Annotated in this window: 11 protein-coding genes; 1 reads left to right on the forward strand and 10 read right to left on the reverse strand. The window is 60.2% G+C overall.

The window, feature by feature from the left end:
- Positions 1-17: 17 nt before the first annotated feature.
- The gene (locus FHT93_RS16950) at positions 18-3,284 is read left to right on the forward strand and encodes a cellobiose phosphorylase (RefSeq protein ID WP_183848508.1); all 3,267 of its coding nucleotides are present in this window, start codon (positions 18-20) and stop codon (positions 3,282-3,284) included.
- Between the two features lie 2 nt (positions 3,285-3,286).
- On the opposite strand, the gene FHT93_RS16955 is transcribed toward FHT93_RS16950, so the two are convergent.
- From FHT93_RS16955 to FHT93_RS17000, 10 genes are all read right to left on the reverse strand, one after another.
- Positions 3,287-4,297 (reverse strand): dipeptide ABC transporter ATP-binding protein, encoded by a 1,011-nt coding sequence (locus FHT93_RS16955; protein WP_183848510.1) that lies wholly within the window; start codon positions 4,295-4,297, stop codon positions 3,287-3,289.
- Entirely contained in the window at positions 4,297-5,301 is a 1,005-nt protein-coding gene (locus tag FHT93_RS16960) for an ABC transporter ATP-binding protein (protein ID WP_183848512.1), read from the reverse strand. The genes FHT93_RS16955 and FHT93_RS16960 overlap by 1 nt, the downstream gene beginning before the upstream one ends.
- On the reverse strand, positions 5,298-6,182 hold the full coding sequence (locus FHT93_RS16965) for an ABC transporter permease (RefSeq protein WP_246781625.1): 885 nt from the start codon (positions 6,180-6,182) through the stop codon (positions 5,298-5,300). Before FHT93_RS16965 ends, FHT93_RS16960 begins: the two co-directional genes overlap by 4 nt.
- Positions 6,179-7,114 (reverse strand): ABC transporter permease, encoded by a 936-nt coding sequence (locus FHT93_RS16970; RefSeq protein ID WP_113207452.1) that lies wholly within the window; start codon positions 7,112-7,114, stop codon positions 6,179-6,181. The genes FHT93_RS16965 and FHT93_RS16970 overlap by 4 nt, the downstream gene beginning before the upstream one ends.
- A 93-nt stretch (positions 7,115-7,207) precedes the next feature.
- Complete coding sequence (locus FHT93_RS16975; protein WP_183848514.1) at positions 7,208-9,769, reverse strand: hypothetical protein; 2,562 nt, start codon at positions 9,767-9,769, stop codon at positions 7,208-7,210.
- A gap of 207 nt (positions 9,770-9,976) precedes the next feature.
- Positions 9,977-11,596, reverse strand: a complete 1,620-nt coding sequence (locus FHT93_RS16980) for an ABC transporter substrate-binding protein (protein WP_183848515.1) — start codon at positions 11,594-11,596, stop codon at positions 9,977-9,979.
- A gap of 220 nt (positions 11,597-11,816) precedes the next feature.
- Positions 11,817-12,911, reverse strand: coding sequence for a LacI family DNA-binding transcriptional regulator (locus FHT93_RS16985; RefSeq protein WP_112542362.1), 1,095 nt, complete (start codon positions 12,909-12,911; stop codon positions 11,817-11,819).
- A gap of 387 nt (positions 12,912-13,298) precedes the next feature.
- Positions 13,299-14,168, reverse strand: a complete 870-nt coding sequence (locus tag FHT93_RS16990; protein WP_112971597.1) for a sugar phosphate isomerase/epimerase family protein — start codon at positions 14,166-14,168, stop codon at positions 13,299-13,301.
- Between the two features lie 94 nt (positions 14,169-14,262).
- The gene (locus FHT93_RS16995) at positions 14,263-14,910 is read right to left on the reverse strand and encodes a nucleoside triphosphate hydrolase (RefSeq protein ID WP_113146079.1); all 648 of its coding nucleotides are present in this window, start codon (positions 14,908-14,910) and stop codon (positions 14,263-14,265) included.
- 69 nt (positions 14,911-14,979) lie between these two features.
- Positions 14,980-15,828, reverse strand: a complete 849-nt coding sequence (locus FHT93_RS17000) for a sugar phosphate isomerase/epimerase (protein WP_113014828.1) — start codon at positions 15,826-15,828, stop codon at positions 14,980-14,982.

The raw sequence follows: 15,828 nt of genomic DNA on the forward strand, positions 1-15,828 counted from the left end.
GCGACACGAGATCTCACATGCCCACGAGACTGAATCGCAAATTGCAGATGCCCCGCCGCGACGACCTCGGCCTTCTGACGATCGCCAACGGCACTGGCCTTTCCATCTCCGCCCTGCCGAACGGCACGCTGTTTTCCATCGACTATGGCGACAGCCTCGGATCGGTGCAGATCAACCAGATCCAGGGATCGCCGCTGTCCGGCGGCGTCGGACGGCTCTATCTGCGGATTGGTGGCAAAAAGCCTGCCACCGCCGAGATTGTCGGCCCCCGGGCGCAGGGCAAGTTCGGCTTTAGCGAAGCGGGCTTCTCCTGGAGCGGAAATGTCGCCGATATCCGCTACCAGGTTAGCCTCGTGCTTGCCCCTTCAGAGACGACGTGGTTCTGGCATGTGACGCTGACGCATTCCGGCACGGAAAAACTGCCGGCCGATCTCGTCCTGGTTCAGGATATCGGCCTCGGCGACCGCGGTTTCCTGATGAACAGCGAGGCCTATGCGTCGCAATATGTCGACCATCATATTGCCCAGCATCCGGTCTTCGGGCCTGTGGTGATGAATCGCCAGAACCTGAAGCAGGGCGGCGGGCGCAATCCCTGGCTCGCGCAGGGCTGCCTGGAAGGTGTCTCCGCTTACGCCACCGATGCAATCCAGTTGGCAATATCCGCTGCCGCGAACGATGATCGTCTCGTCGGTCCCTTCGGCACCGATCTGCCGAGCCAGCGCCGCCAGCATGAAATGGCCTGCCCGGCCCTTCAATCGAAGCCGCTCGCCGTTTCAGCCGAGGGCGTCACCGCAAGTTTCTTCGGCCTTTTCCTCAACGATCACCAGGCGGCGTCCGATAATGCCGACCTGTCCCGCCTCGACCATCTGAGCACCATAGGAAAGAATGTATCAGGCGCGGCCGAACAGACACCGCCGCGCAGCATCCTGCAGGATGCCGGGCTGTTGGCCGCCGAGGCACTGGACGAGAAAGCGCTCGCCCGTCTCTATCCGGCGCGCGTGCTTGAAGAGCGCGTCGAGGGAAAGCTCCTCTCCTTCTTCGTGTCCGAGGGCGCTCTCAACCGTCACGTGGTTCTGCAAGAGAAGGAGTCACACGTGGTGCGCCGTCATGGCGCGATCGTGCGCAGCGGTCAGAACATGCTGCTCGACGATGTGACGCTGGCCTCGACCTGCTGGATGCAAGGCATTTTTGCTGCACAGCTGACGATCGGCAACACATCCTTCCACAAGCTGTTTTCCGTCTCGCGCGAGCCCTACAACCTCACTCGGACGAGCGGTTTGCGCATTCTTGCCGATACCGGTCATGGCTGGCAGCTCCTCGGCGTGCCCTCTGCCTTCGACATGGGCCTCAGTGACTGCCGCTGGATCTACCACCTTGCCGACCGCACCATCATCGTGACGGCTGCGGCATCGGGTGAAGACCCCGCGATGCAATGGGCCGTCTCCGTCGAGGGCAAGCCGTGCCGGTTCCTCGTGTTCGGTCATCTCGTTCTCGGCGAGCGGGAATATGATGCGAGCGGCTATGTCGAATTCGACGGCGAAGCCAAGCGCATCCGCTTCCGCCCTGACCCGCATTGGCTCTGGGGCGAGCGTTTTCCCGATGCCAGCTACTGGCTGGTAAGCTCCACGCCTGACGCCATCGAGGCGGTCGGTGGCGACGAGCTTCTCTATGAAGACGGCGTTGCTCGTAACGGCGCTTTCATTGCCCTGCGCTCCATCGAGACACAGTCGCTCTCCTTCGCCGTCGTTGGCTCGATGACCGATATGGCGGAGGCCGAGCGACTGGCGGCTCGCTACGCAAGCGGCGTCACTCAGGAAATGATGCTGGCACCGGCCTCGCGTTTCTGGCAGCACGCCATTCGCGGCCTGGCGTTCGACAAGCCGAAGGGCGATGCCGTGGCCCATGCGACGATCCTTCCCTGGCTTGCGCATGATGCGATCGTGCATCTGAGCGTGCCGCACGGATTGGAACAATATACCGGTGCTGCCTGGGGCACACGCGATGCCTGTCAGGGACCGGTGGAATTCCTGCTCGCCTATGAGCATGATCGCGAAGCCAAGGAAGTGGTGAAGACCGTCTTCAGCGAACAGTACCTCGAAAAGGGCGACTGGCCGCAATGGTTCATGCTGGAGCCCTATTCCAACATCCGCTCCGGCGACAGCCACGGCGATATCGTCGTCTGGCCGTTGAAGGCGCTCTGCGACTATATCGAAGCGACCGGAGACCTTGCCATCCTCGATGAAAACGTGGGCTGGCGCGATGACAAGACCATGGGCAGGGCACCCGCCGATACGATCACTGTCCATGTCGACAAGCTTCTCGCGACGGTGCGTGAGCGCTTCATTTTCGGCACCCATCTGATCCGCTATGGCGAAGGCGACTGGAACGATTCCCTGCAGCCGGCCGATCCGCATCTGCGCGACTGGATGGTGAGCAGCTGGACCGTGTCCCTGCTCTATGAGCAGATCGTACGTTATTCCGCCATCCTGCGTCGTATCGGCAAAGGCGCCGACGCCACCGAACTGCGCAAGATCGCCACCGCCATGCGGCGCGATTTCAACAAGCATCTGATCCGCAATGGCGTAGTCGCCGGTTACGGCATCTTCGACCCCGCCCATAACGGCGTCGAGCTGCTGCTGCATCCCGATGACAAGCGCACGGGTCTGCACTATTCGCTGATCTCGATGACGCAGGCCATGCTCGGCAAGCTCTTCACGCCGGAGCAGCGGCGGGCGCATATGAAGCTGATCGAAAAACACCTGCTCTTCCCGGATGGCGTGCGCCTGATGGAGAAGCCGGCGACCTATGCCGGTGGCCCGGAAACGCTGTTCCGGCGCGCAGAATCCTCATCCTTCTTCGGCCGCGAGATCGGCCTCATGTATGTGCATGCGCATCTGCGTTACTGCGAGACGCTCGCCATTGCCGAGGATGCGAAGGCGCTCTGGAAGACGATCGGCCTCGTCAACCCGATCTTCGTCACCGACGCTCTGCCGCACGCGTCGCTGCGCCAGCGCAACACCTATTTCAGCAGCAGCGATGCCGCTTTCCTCGACCGTTATCAGGCGATGACCGACTGGGATCGGGTCAAGAAAGGTGAGATCGATATCGATGGTGGCTGGCGCATCTATTCCAGCGGTCCCGGCCTCTACGCCCGCAGCTTCATCGAGAACATCCTCGGCTTCAAGCGTCGCTTCGGACGGCGCAAGCGCGAACCGCTACTGCCGTCGTCCGCGTCGATCACGATCAAGACGGACCATGCGCCCTGGCGGCGGCTGAAGCGCTAGGGCTAGGCGACGACTTCCCGCACGCGCGGCGGGATTGGATTGGGAGCGGCGAAATGGCAGGCGGCCATCTGGCCGCTTGCAACCTCTTTCAGGGCGGGCCGCTCGACCTTGCAAATGTCCTTGGCAATCGGGCAGCGCGTATGGAAGCTGCAGCCGGACGGAATGCGCGATGGGCTCGGCACGTCGCCCTGCAGCACGATACGGTTTGCCTTGCGATCCGGATCGGGCTCTGGCGCGGCCGACAGTAGTGCCTGCGTATAAGGGTGCTGCGGGGCCGAATAGACCTTCCGCTTGTCGCCGATCTCTACGATCCTGCCGAGATACATCACCGCTACGCGGTCGGCGATATGGCGCACGACGGCGAGGTCGTGGGCGATAAAAAGGAAGGAGAAACCCTTCGTCTCCTGCAAATCCTGCATCAGGTTGATGATCTGCGCCTGCACGGAAACATCGAGCGCCGAGACCGGCTCGTCGGCGACGATAAAACCGGGATTGAGGGAGATCGCCCGGGCAATACCGATGCGTTGACGCTGACCGCCGGAAAACTGCCGGGGATAGCGGTCCATAGCGCTCGTTGGCAGACCGACCTGGGTCAGGAGATCGGCGACCCTTTCGCGCCGTTCGCGCTTCGAGCGGACAAGACCGAAGGCGTCCAGCGGTTCTCCGATGATTTCCGCGATGGAGCGGCGCGGGCTGAGTGAACCATAGGGGTCCTGAAAGATCATCTGCACATTGCGACGCATGCTGCGCATCTTCTCGTGCGACAACGCCGTCAATTCCGTACCCTCGAAGAAGACGCGACCATCCGTCGGCTCGATCAGCCTCAGCAGCAACCGTCCGAGCGTGGATTTGCCGCAGCCGGATTCGCCCACCAGCGCCAGCGTTTCCCCACGCAAGATCTCGAAACTCAAATCATCGACAGCGCGCACGCCACTGCTCTCCTGCTTGAAGGACAGCATGCCACCGTCGGAAAAGACCTTGCTCAACCCTTCGGCACGCAGGATCGCATTCATCACATATGCTCCTCGATCGATGGGAGGGATGCCTTGTTTTCGGCGGTGACCCAGCAGGCGGCCTTGTGTTTCGGGCCGAAGGCAAACATCGGCGGCATTTCACTGCGGCACTTGTCGATATGCAAAGGACAGCGGGCGTAAAAGGGACAGCCCTGCTTCACCGAGCCCGCGGTCGGCACCGAGCCCGGGATCTGGTAGAGACGCTTCTGATCGTCATCGAGCCGCGGGATCGATTTGAGCAGTCCCTGCGTATAGGGATGGCTCGGGTTCCTGAAGATCGAGCGGACATCCGCGTCCTCGACCACTCGTCCGGCATACATGACGATGACGCGATCGCAGACTTCGGCGATGACGCCGAGATCGTGCGAAATCAAGAGCACGGCGGTGTTCAGCGTCTTGCGAACCTTCGCCATCAGGTCGAGCACCTGGGCCTGGATGGTGACGTCGAGTGCCGTTGTCGGCTCGTCTGCGATCAAGAGTTTCGGATTGCAGGCAACGGCCATGGCAATCATCACGCGCTGGCGCATGCCGCCGGAGAACTGGTGCGGATAGGCATCGAGGCGGCCTTCCGGATTGGGGATGCCGACGAGTTTCAGAAGCTCGATGATGCGGGCGCGGCGCTGTTGACGGCTCATCCTCTCATGCAGCTTGATCGCCTCGCCGATCTGATCGCCGATCGTCATGACCGGGTTCAGAGAACTCATCGGCTCCTGAAAGATCATAGCGATATCGCGACCGCGGATATCCGGCATCGCACTTACCGGCAGTTTCAGCAGATCGTTGCCCTCGAAACTAATCTTGCCAGCGGAAATCCGACAGAGCTCCGGCACAAGCCGCATGATCGATAGCGACGTGATCGACTTGCCGGAACCAGACTCGCCGACGATTCCGACCGCTCCGCCGGCCTCGATCTCGAAGCTCACATCGTCGACGACGACAACAGGGTTCGTCGCCGTTCCGAATTCTACCCGCAGATGCTCGACGCTCAGCAAGGGTTGCTTCATTGCGCCGTCTCCGGATCGAGCACGTCGCGCACGGCGTCACCGATCAGGTTGAAGGAGAGGACGACGAGCGTGATCGCAATGCCGGCACCGATGATCGGCCAAGGCGAACCGAAGAGATTGTTGAGACCGTCGCGAATGATATTGCCCCAGCTCGGATTCGGCGGCTGAGTGCCGATGCCGAGGAAGCTGAGCGAGGCTTCGAGGCGGATGGCTGACGCGACCCAGAGCGTCATCAGCACGACGATCGGGGCTGCGATATTCGGGATGATGTGCCGGAAAATGATGACAGGCGTGCGCACGCCGACCGCGATTGCCGCTTCCACGTAAGGTTCTTGCTTGACGGCCAGTGTCGAGGCACGGGCGACGCGGGCAAAGCCGGGAATGAAGGCGACGGTGATGACTGCGATGATATTCCAGAAGCCACCGCCGAGAACAGCGGCGATGATGATGGCGAGCAGCAATTCCGGGAAAGCGAGCAGCAGATCGATCAGGCGCGAAATGATGCGATCGGTGATACCGCCGAAATAACCGGCTGTGACGCCGAGCAGCGTGCCGAAGATCGCTGCCAGAACCGGCGAGATGAAGCCGAAGATCAGCGAATTGCGCGAGCCATAAATCATGCGCGACAGCACATCGCGCCCGAACTGATCGGTTCCGAGCCAATGGGCTGCTGACGGCTTCTGGTTGATCGCCAGGATGCTCTGGGCGAGCGGGTCGTAAGGCGCGAGCCAAGGCGCAAAGGCGGCGACGAAGATGAAGATCAATACCACAAGCAACGCAAAGCTGGTCGATATGCGCCCATAGAGAATGTGGCGGAACGCATCTGCCAGCCGGTGGTCGTCCGTGATGATCTGGGGAGCCTGTTCTGATGTGGCCATCATTTCACCCGGATTCTTGGATCGACAACGATGTAGATGAGGTCCATCGCCAGGTTGATCAGCACGACGAACATCGCGAAGACGACGACGCCCCCCTGGATGACACCGTAGTCGCGCTCGGCGATGGCGCTGATCAAAAGCTTGCCGATGCCGGGACGATTGAAGACGAGTTCTATCGCCACCGAGCCGGAGAGGGTTGCCAGCATGCTGAGGCCAAGTCCGGTCGTCAGCGGCAGAAGCGCGTTGCGCAATCCATGGCGATAGATGACGCGCGTTTCGCGCGCGCCCTTGGCACGAGCAGTTCGCACATAATCGCGGCCCATGACTTCCAGCAGCGATGTGCGCGTCAGGCGGCCAATAAAGGCAGCCTTCACAAGGGCCAGCGTCAGCGCCGGCAGGAACACGTGGTGCATGCGGTCGATGAAGCCTGTGCCGCCCCCATTGATCGGGAACCAGCCGAGATTGAGCGCGAAGGTGATGAGAAGCAGCGCGCCGAGATAAAAATCGGGAATGGCGTAGCCGAACAGCGAAAAACCGCGCATCGCCGAATCCGGCAATCCGTTGCGGTGCGTTGCCGCCCAAACGCCGAAGGGTACGCCAACGACAATACCCATGATCATCGCGACGACCGTCAGCTCGATCGTATAGGGAAGATTATAGGCGATCAGGCCGAGCACCGGCTGGTCGGTCATGACCGAACGGCCGAAATCCAGGCTGAGCGTTCCGATGACAAAGTTGATATATTGCTGCCACAGGGGAGCATTCAGCCCCATACGCTCTCGAAAGAGCTGGAGTTGTTCGGCCGTGGCATTGTCGCCAAGCGCCGCAATCGCCGGATCGCCAGGCAGGATCCGCATGGCGATGAAGACGAGCGTCAAAACCAGCAGGATGGTCGGAATAGCGTCCGCCAGCCTGAACAAGAGATACCGGGTCACAGATCCGCCTCCTCCCTGTTACCGCCGGAGCGGTCTCCTCCTTTGGCGCCGCCGGCGTTCCCGTCAACGGACGTCCATGATGGTATGCAAACTTCAGTTCTGCAGCGCCGTGTAATAGGGCTCGTTGGACAGATTGTCCTCAAGACCCGGTGACAGCACGCTTCGCCCGCCCCTCCTCGAGCTGACGAAAAACTGCAGGTGAAACTTGGAGTCGGTGTAATCGCCGGGAATGGTGGCGTCGAAGCCATTGCCATTCCGTGTCATCTTCGCCGAACTCCAGCGCTCGGCCTGATTGACGTGACGATAGTGCAGCACCGGTTCCTCGTCCATGGTTTCATCGACACGCACCGTCAGGGCTTCGCCCGCCTTGAACGTCGCGGGGGCTATGATGCCTGCCGCGCTGGCGATCACAGGTCGGCGAGCCTTGAGTGCTTTCACGGCTGCGAGCACCTGTTCGCCCGCTTGCACCGATTCAAACTTGCCGCCGCCGCGCAGTGACTCCAGGTCGAGAACCTCGGCCGCCATCTCCGGCAGGCGGGACTGCCAGGAACCTCGCAGCCAGGATTGTGGTCCGTAAGTCAGGTCGTCGTGGTAGACATCGCGCGAAATATCAGCGGCCGCCTGCCAGGCCATGACCGAGCGCTTGGCGTGATCGATTGCCGGCTCGATCAGTGTCGTCACCTTGGTGGCAATGAACAGCTCGGCCCAACAAGCCGCGCGGAACCGCTCGGCAAAGAAACGGGCGATGCCGGCTGAGATCTGCACATCGATCATGATGCGCTGGACAGTGGCGGAGCCGAAGCTTTCGGTCGCCTTCACACCCGTTAGCGCCGTCTCACAGCCTTCCGCCATCTCGTCCAGCCAGTCGGCCACATCAAGCGGCGTGTAGCGATGCGAGGGCTTTCCCGCGAGCAGCAGTTCCGCATATTCGCGCGCATTGGCAAAGAGCGCTGAATCGAAGGTCGGCGCATTTCCGAAACGGACCGGCCCTTCCATGTCGAAAGCGTAGGCGCGACGGCCCGAGCCCTCGACAAGCGGGAGGTTGGTATAGACCTCCGGCCAGTAGTGATTGTTGGAGGCCGAAGGGCCATGCGCCAGGGTGATCAGCGGCAGCACGCGGCTTGCCCAGGAGAGCCCCTTCTCGCAATCGGCGGCGGCATCGCCGCATTCATGTTCGAGATAACGCATCCAGCTTTCGCGCGGCGCTTCAGGATAGTAGAGCAGTCGCCCCCAGATACGGTATTGATACTCATATTTCTGCCAGTCGTAGCGCGTCGGCAGACCGTGCTTCTGGTAATTGAAGCGGCCACCGGGAATGCCGGTGCCCATACGGCCCTTGAAGCTCTGCGGCTCGCACCATTCAACGCCATCGGAGCCTGCGAACATGGAGCTGCGGCCATAACCGGCGGCAAATTCCGGATCGCCCCAGAGAAGCACGCGCTGCGTTCCCGCCCAGATGCGATAGATGACCTTGTAGTCCTTGTCCTTCGTCAGAAGGTCACCATAGCTGTAACGCAGGAATTTTCGGGACCCTTCGCTGAGCTGCTCGCGCTCGCTGCGCGCCACTTCCGGTGGGTATTCCTTGTTGCGGATAGCTGACTGGTGATAGGGCGGCCCCATATGCTCGGCGAGATATTTTGGCGAAGCGGCAAAGGGCATTCCGGACTCCCGGGCGATCTGCAGCATGGTGTGATCGAGCCCCTTGCCATGCATGTCGATCTCGACTGGACGACCGGCTGCGGCAACACCAGCAAACGCCTCCTTCCAGAAGCCGTATTCGCCTTCGGCGATGCCGCCCTCGACATGGACGCGGAATGTCAGACCAGTAATCTCAGGCACCTGCCGCAGCAATTCGGTGATCGCGTCGCGGCAATAAGGGGCGAGATTATCATCCGTCACGCCTGTAACCGTGTAGTTGGCTCGCGGGACATCGTCGAAATCATAGCGCTGCGTCCAGAGCGCCAGCTGGAATTCCAATCCGCGCCTGGCCGCCTCACGACCAATGAATTTCAGCATCTCAAGATTGGATTCGCGCTCCTCATCGGAGAGCTCGGTGACCTCGACGCCGTAACCCGGCAGCTTCAGCAGGAACGGATAGGGGAAATAGAAGTAGACGTCTGTAATCCACGGATTGTGGTAGGGATAGTTGTAGCCCATGCCAAGCGTCAGGGCGAAACGGTTGAAGCGGTTCGATGCCAGCATGGTCAGATAGTCGCGCCATTGCTGCTTGTCGTAGAACCAGGCCTTGTCTTCCTCCTCGCTGCAGAAAAGCCGGGCGATGCTGCGGATACGGGCTGACGGCTGTTCGGTGAGCGGAAACTTGCCTGCGAACAGGTCTTCGTCACCATTATAGCGCACCCGGTCGGCGAGTTCGGTCAAAGCATAGACCATGCCCCTGTCGTCATGCGCCCAGACGGCAATCACGTTGCCGTCCCGGGTGAGAGCAAAAGCCTCCTCACTACGCGCCATCGCTGCCGGCGCCTGCGGCGATCCCACCTCGCCCACGATGATCGAGATGTCCTGCCCCGATGCGTTGTCCGAGAATTTCGCACCCCGCCGCTTCAGGCGGCTGCGCAGTTCGTCGATTGCCCATGTGACGCCGTCCGAAAGCGGCTTGGATGGCAGGCTGATGGATATGGTGTTGGCTTGCGCCATGTCTGACCTCACAGGAGAAGGACCAATATCTGCGCGCAGGGCGCAACACCCCGGTTCAACAGCGGGGAGAGATGACGATGTCGGAGCGTGTTCGCGACTGGAGCACCGGACTGAAACTTATGAAGCGGTTTTCAGGGTAATCCGATGCTCCAACAAAGCTTAGAGCGGCGGAGGCATTTCTCTTCTTCCACCGCCGCCCTCAAAGGTTCAGGCCTTGATCTTGGCCTTGGTCAGCGGCCAGTTCACATAGCCGGAAACCACGTCGTAGCCGAGATCGACTTTTTCGGAGCGAACGACCATGAAGCCGTTGTTGGAAACGGGCAGGATGACCGCGTCCGTGAGGGCTTTGATCTCGATTTCCTTGACGATTTCCAGACGCTTGTTGAGGTCCGGTTCGGCAAGCGCCTTGCCCAGGAGGTCGTCGATCCCTGGAATGGCAACGCCGTAATGGCTCATATTTGCCCCGCCATTGCCATCCGAGCGAACTTCGGCGCCTTTCGACAGGTAGGTGACGATCACCTGTGTCGGCACCGGCGGCAATGCAGATGACTGCTGTGACAGTGTGTTGGTGCCGATGTTCTGATCGGCATGGAAGGCGGTATGGTCCTTGATGTTGAGTTCCATGTTGATGCCGACCTTGCGCAACTGCGCCTGGATCATCAGCATGATCGCCGAAAAGTCCTCGCGCTGCGACGTATCGTTCTTGAAGCTGAAACCATCAGGGAATCCGGCTTCTGCAAGCAGGGATTTGGCCTTTTCGGGATCATACTTGTAGGCAACGTCCGCCGGAATGTTCTCCGCGGAGAAGCCACCGGGATAGGAGGGCGGATTGAGCCCATAGGTACGCTTGCTGATCGGCGCGATTGCTGTGGTGATTTCGTCGCGGTCGATCGCGTAGAAGAGCGCCTGGCGCACACGCACATCGTCGAACGGCTTCTTCGTCAGATTGACCTGCATGGTGAAGAAACTGCCAGGGCTGGCGACGTCGAAGATCAGGTTCGGATCGCGCTGCGACATGGACGCCGTCCAGCCGGGGGCGCGAACGCCCTCGATCAGATGCACGTCGCCTGACAGCAGCGCCAGCGTGCGCGCCGTCGTATCGGCGATATAGAGGCATTGCAGCTTCGGTGTCGCCGGCTGGACGTCCCAGTGCTCCGCATTGGCGACCAGCATGACGCCCTGCGACGGATCCGGATAGACTGTCTCCAGCACGTAAGGACCGGTTCCGATCGGATCACGGCCGATCGGTTCTTCGCCCTTTTCCTCAACTGCCTTCTTGCTCATGACCGAGGCGTCGTAGTCGCTGAGAGCACCGAGCAGGAAGAGCGGATCCGGCTGCGCCAACTTGAAGGTGACCGTGTAAGGATCGTCAGCCACGACCTCGCTGATATTGGTGAATTTCGGACGTACCCCGCCCACGCGAACGGCATCGCGAATGCGATCGAACGTGAACTTGACGTCCTCGGACGTCATCTCACCATAACCCTTGTGAAATTTGACGCCTTGGCGGAGTTTCAGGGTCCAGGACTTTGAATCCGGTGTCGAGCTCCAGCTCGTCGCAAGGCGCGGTACAAGTTCGTCTATCGTTGCCGGAAACTTCCAGAGCGGCAGGTCAACAAGCTTGTCGTAAATGTGAATAATCGCCCAGTTATCGACACCCTGGATCGACTTTGCAGGATCGATCGTCTTGAGGCCGCGGGCAGCAAAAGCAATTTTCAATGTATCGGTGGCTTGCGCAAAAGCGGCCGGCCCCAGGCTTGCCGCAATACCGGCGCCGACAACAGCAGCCGCAGAGTTTTCCATGAATCGACGTCGAGTAATCGCCATGCTCAGATCCTCCCTTATCGAGGCGCTGCATCCCGTCTGACGCTTGATTTCCTGTGTTTTTCTTGTGGAGCGTCTTCTGGGTCGACGAGCAGCGCAAGGGGACGGTAGCGCTACCAGACATAAGCGTCAAGTTTGTTCGGCCGCAGATTTATGGGCGTTTCGGAAAAGCTCTTATTCAAATAGCGACATATGCCGAAGGCGAAACGCGGTACTCCAGGCGTCAGTGGCCAGTCAGCCCACGCCGCAGTTCACCGCTGCGGTCGGTGCTGACGCGTCTCTGGATTTTGAAGCCCAGGTCGATAATCCGGTCTCCACCGTCGTCTCCGTTCAAGCGGCGACGGAGCGCCATGACGGCGTTATAGCCGGATTCCCAGCGGGGGCTGCGCACGCTGGTGATCGAAGGATAGGCTGCGGCCATGATGTCGAAATCGTTGAAGCCGGCGATACCGAAATCCTCGGGCACGCGGATACCGCGCTCCATACATTCGAACAGCGCGCCAAGCGCCATGACGTCATTGTTGCAGAAGACGGCGTCCATATCTGGATTGGCGTCCAGAAGATTGGCCATCAGCTTGCGGCCTGTCGAAGGGGTTGCAAAACGCGGCGTTTCCCAGCCCACGCCTTCAGGGATATGGTCGCTCCTGTCGATCGGCGAAATATAGCTCGGGTTATAGATGCCGGCTTCCGTCAGCGTGTCCTTCAGACCGGAATAACGGCCGAAGGAACGGCCATTCAGCCAGCCGCTCAGAAAACCGATATGCCGATAGCCCGCCTCGATCAGGTGACGGGTGATCGCCCGCCCCGCCTCATAATGGGAAAAGCCGATGATCGTATCGATCGGCTTGTCCGTCAGGTCCATGATCTGGATGACCGGGCACCGCGCATTTTCCAGCATCTCGCGGGAACGATCGTTCTGTTCGGTACCCGAGACGATCATGCCCGCCGGCTTCTGCCGCAACATCTGGGCGATCAGCCGCTCTTCCTCTTCCGGCTGGTAGCGGGTGTTGCCCATCTGGATCTGCAGTTCCGTGCCTTCCACGCCGTCGTACACACCGCGTAAAACGTCGGAGAAGATGTTCTGGGTGAGCGAGGGGACCAGCACACCGATGACATCGGCCCTGACGGATGCAAGCGCCCGGGCGCTGAGATTGGGAACATAGTTCAGTTCCTTCACCGCCTTGTCGATATTGGCGCGAAGGGCGGCGGAAACCTGGCTCGGATCGCGCAGCGCCCGCGACACCGTGATCGCGCCAACCCCGGCCAGGCGCGCAACATCCGCAATCGTGGGGCGACCATCGGTCCGTCGGCTTCGCAATCTTCTTCCCTCGCGGCATTTCGGAACAGCGCTGCACGTCTTTGCCTGGAAGGCTTCTCAGGCATTACCCAAAACGAATATGTCAATTCCAAAAAGCAGCGCCGAAGTCAACGCAGGCGCAAGACCGGCCGGCGAGGCAGCGCGCATTGAGAACTGCAGGGCGCGATACCCCTGTGGCGGTCGCGACCATGGAAACGAAATGGGGCTCACTTATCTCGGTCTATTTGCCGCGACTAGAAGCCCCATCAGGTCAATTGCCGTCGCAAACCTTGAGGAAACAGGTCGCCACGGCACCTATCACGACTGCAGGGTTTCGGCGATCCGGCTCCCTGCATCTCGTTGAGGTCTAGAGATCGTGATGCACGTCAGATGAGGGCTTCGGAAAGGTCAACCGCCGAGCACAAATCGAGAAAATGCAAGAGCGCTCCGCGCATCCTCGTCCATTTTTGCTTCGTCCGCGCCATCGCTCAGATCGCGCCAAACCCTGATGTCTGACCCGATCGTTCCGCCGGTCTTTACGAACGGCTCCATGACAACGACGCCCGCGTAATTGATATCGCGAAGTGCAAGACCGATCTCGTGCCAAGGCATTCTGCCTTTACCGGGGACGCGGCGATTGCTTTCGCCGGTATGGAAATGTCCGAGCAGCGGGCCAGCGGTACGGATCGCTTCTCCGAAACTGTCTTCCTCGATGTTCATATGGAAAGTATCGAGCATCACTTTGACATTCGGCTTCCCGACATCCTTGACGAATGCCACGCCCTCCGCAGCAGTGTTGAGAACGTGGTTCTCGAAGCGGTTGAGCACTTCGATGCAGAGATTGATACCGAGGTTTCCGGCGAAGTCCGCAATGCCATGAATGCCCTCGACCCCACGCGCCCGATCGCCCTCCTTGTCGACTGGCTTGGAGTAGTCCACCGGCCAATAGGAATGGAGCGCGCCACCAATTGTCTTGATATCGAGCTTTGCGACATTTGTGAGCGTCTGCTCGAAGAATGCCTTTCCCGCCTGGCGCACCGCAATGTCCGGTGACGACAGATTCTTGGCCTTCGACGGGCCAATCCCGGCCGTCAGGATGATGTTGTTATCCCTGGCAGTCTGTCTGATTTCCGCAAGTTCGGCATCACTGTAGTCATTGATGTGATGTGCGGCGACCTCGATGACGTCGAAGCCAAGTTTCGCGACCTTTTCGACATAGGGGCCGAACTTGGCGCTCCACTCATGTTCCCAGTAAGAATAATAAATCCCGTGTTTCATAGGAGTCTCCAAGTTTCAGTTGCAGATCCCGCCGATCGTCCTTGGCGGGGTTGACAGTGGACTGTCGCGGCGACCTCCGGTCGGCCTGGACGGATCAGTTGTTCTCGATGTGGAGATCGGGCTCGGCGCTTCCGGCCACGATTGCAAGGCCGTTAGGAAGATCGTTCTCTTCGACCTTCCGGCGAATTTCCGCAGCGTCCAGGCCGTAGTTGCGCCAGCGGTTTTGAAGTCTCTGCCGCAGATGATCCTCGTCCACGTCGACAAACACCGTGAAGTCGAAAATCTCTTTCAGCTTGTCCCAGGGAGCCTGTCGCGCAAGCAGGTAGTTACCCTCGCAGACGATGATCTTTGTAGACTGAGGAATGAGACTGCCGCCGGCGCGAGCAATCTCGATCGAGCGGTCGAATACCGGAACGGCAACAACGTCATCCTCGTTGGCCTTCAGGCGCTTGAGCATGTGGCGCAAACCATGCGCATCGAACGTATCGATTGCTCCCTTGTAGGGGCGGCGGCCCATCTGCTCCAAGACGGCATCGTCGTAGTGATATCCGTCCATCGGGAACAGAGCAGCTTCCAGACGGTGGTCGTTGTTGATCGCTTCGACGGCGCGCTCTGCGAGCGTCGATTTGCCTGAACCCGGCGCACCTGCAATCGCTATCAGAACTCTCCGACCGCCGTTTTCCGCAAAGCGCTGAACCGCGATCTTCGCTATCTTCCGCGCGTTTTCGTCAATTTTGCTCAATGAGTTCCTCCCATTGCCTCTCCGCATTTTCGGCGGCTAACACCATCCGGAAACGCCAACCATTCGAAGTCATGCCAGTTGATATTGGGCGGCCTTGTTGCGTAGGAACGAGAGGCCGTTGCCCATGACTTCGTCCTCGTCACGCGCGACCGGGCGCCACGTCGATATGTCGCCGGCCATCTCCGGCGGCATACTGACGAAGCTCTCCAAGGTCAGCGCCCCCTTGAAGCCGATCGCAGACAGAGCTGCGAAAATCGAATCCCAAGGGACGTTTCCTGCTCCGGGCGTTCCGCGGTCGCTCTCGGACAAATGCATGTACTTGAGATGCTCGCGCGCAACGAGAATGCCGTTGGCTGCCCCCTTTTCCTCGATGTTCATGTGGAATGTGTCGAGGTGGACAAAGACGTTGTCCATCCCGATGCGTTCGACCAAGGCCACGGCCTGTTCTGCCGAGTTGATCAAATGGCTCTCGTATCGGTTCACCGCTTCCACACCGAATTGGATACCTTGGGCCTTGGCCTGCTTGGCTGCAGCACCGAGCGCATGGGCAACATTGTCATATTCTGCCTGTGTCGGCGGAACGCCGGTGCGTTCGTTGGTGCCGCCGTAAGTGACGCCCGTAAGCGCCTCGGCTCCCATCAGGGCCGCCTTGTCGATCGCCACCTTCAGATGCTCAACTGCGGCCTCGGGCCGGACGGATGCCCAGGCGGCCTGCGGTAGCACGAGCGAACATGCCGCACGCAGGCCATGCTTTTCCAGGAGCTCGCGTGTATGCCCAGCATCTACCGATGCGGCGTCTGCGAGCGGAATTTCAATGAATTCCATATTGTACCTGGCTGCGCCGGCGATGGCTCGCTCTGCGCCTGCGCGGTCCCACTTCATTGTCCACATGCTTGCGTGAATACCGAACCCTTGCAC

The organism is Rhizobium sp. BK379, from assembly GCF_014193955.1.
Taxonomy (GTDB): Bacteria; Pseudomonadota; Alphaproteobacteria; order Rhizobiales; family Rhizobiaceae; genus Rhizobium.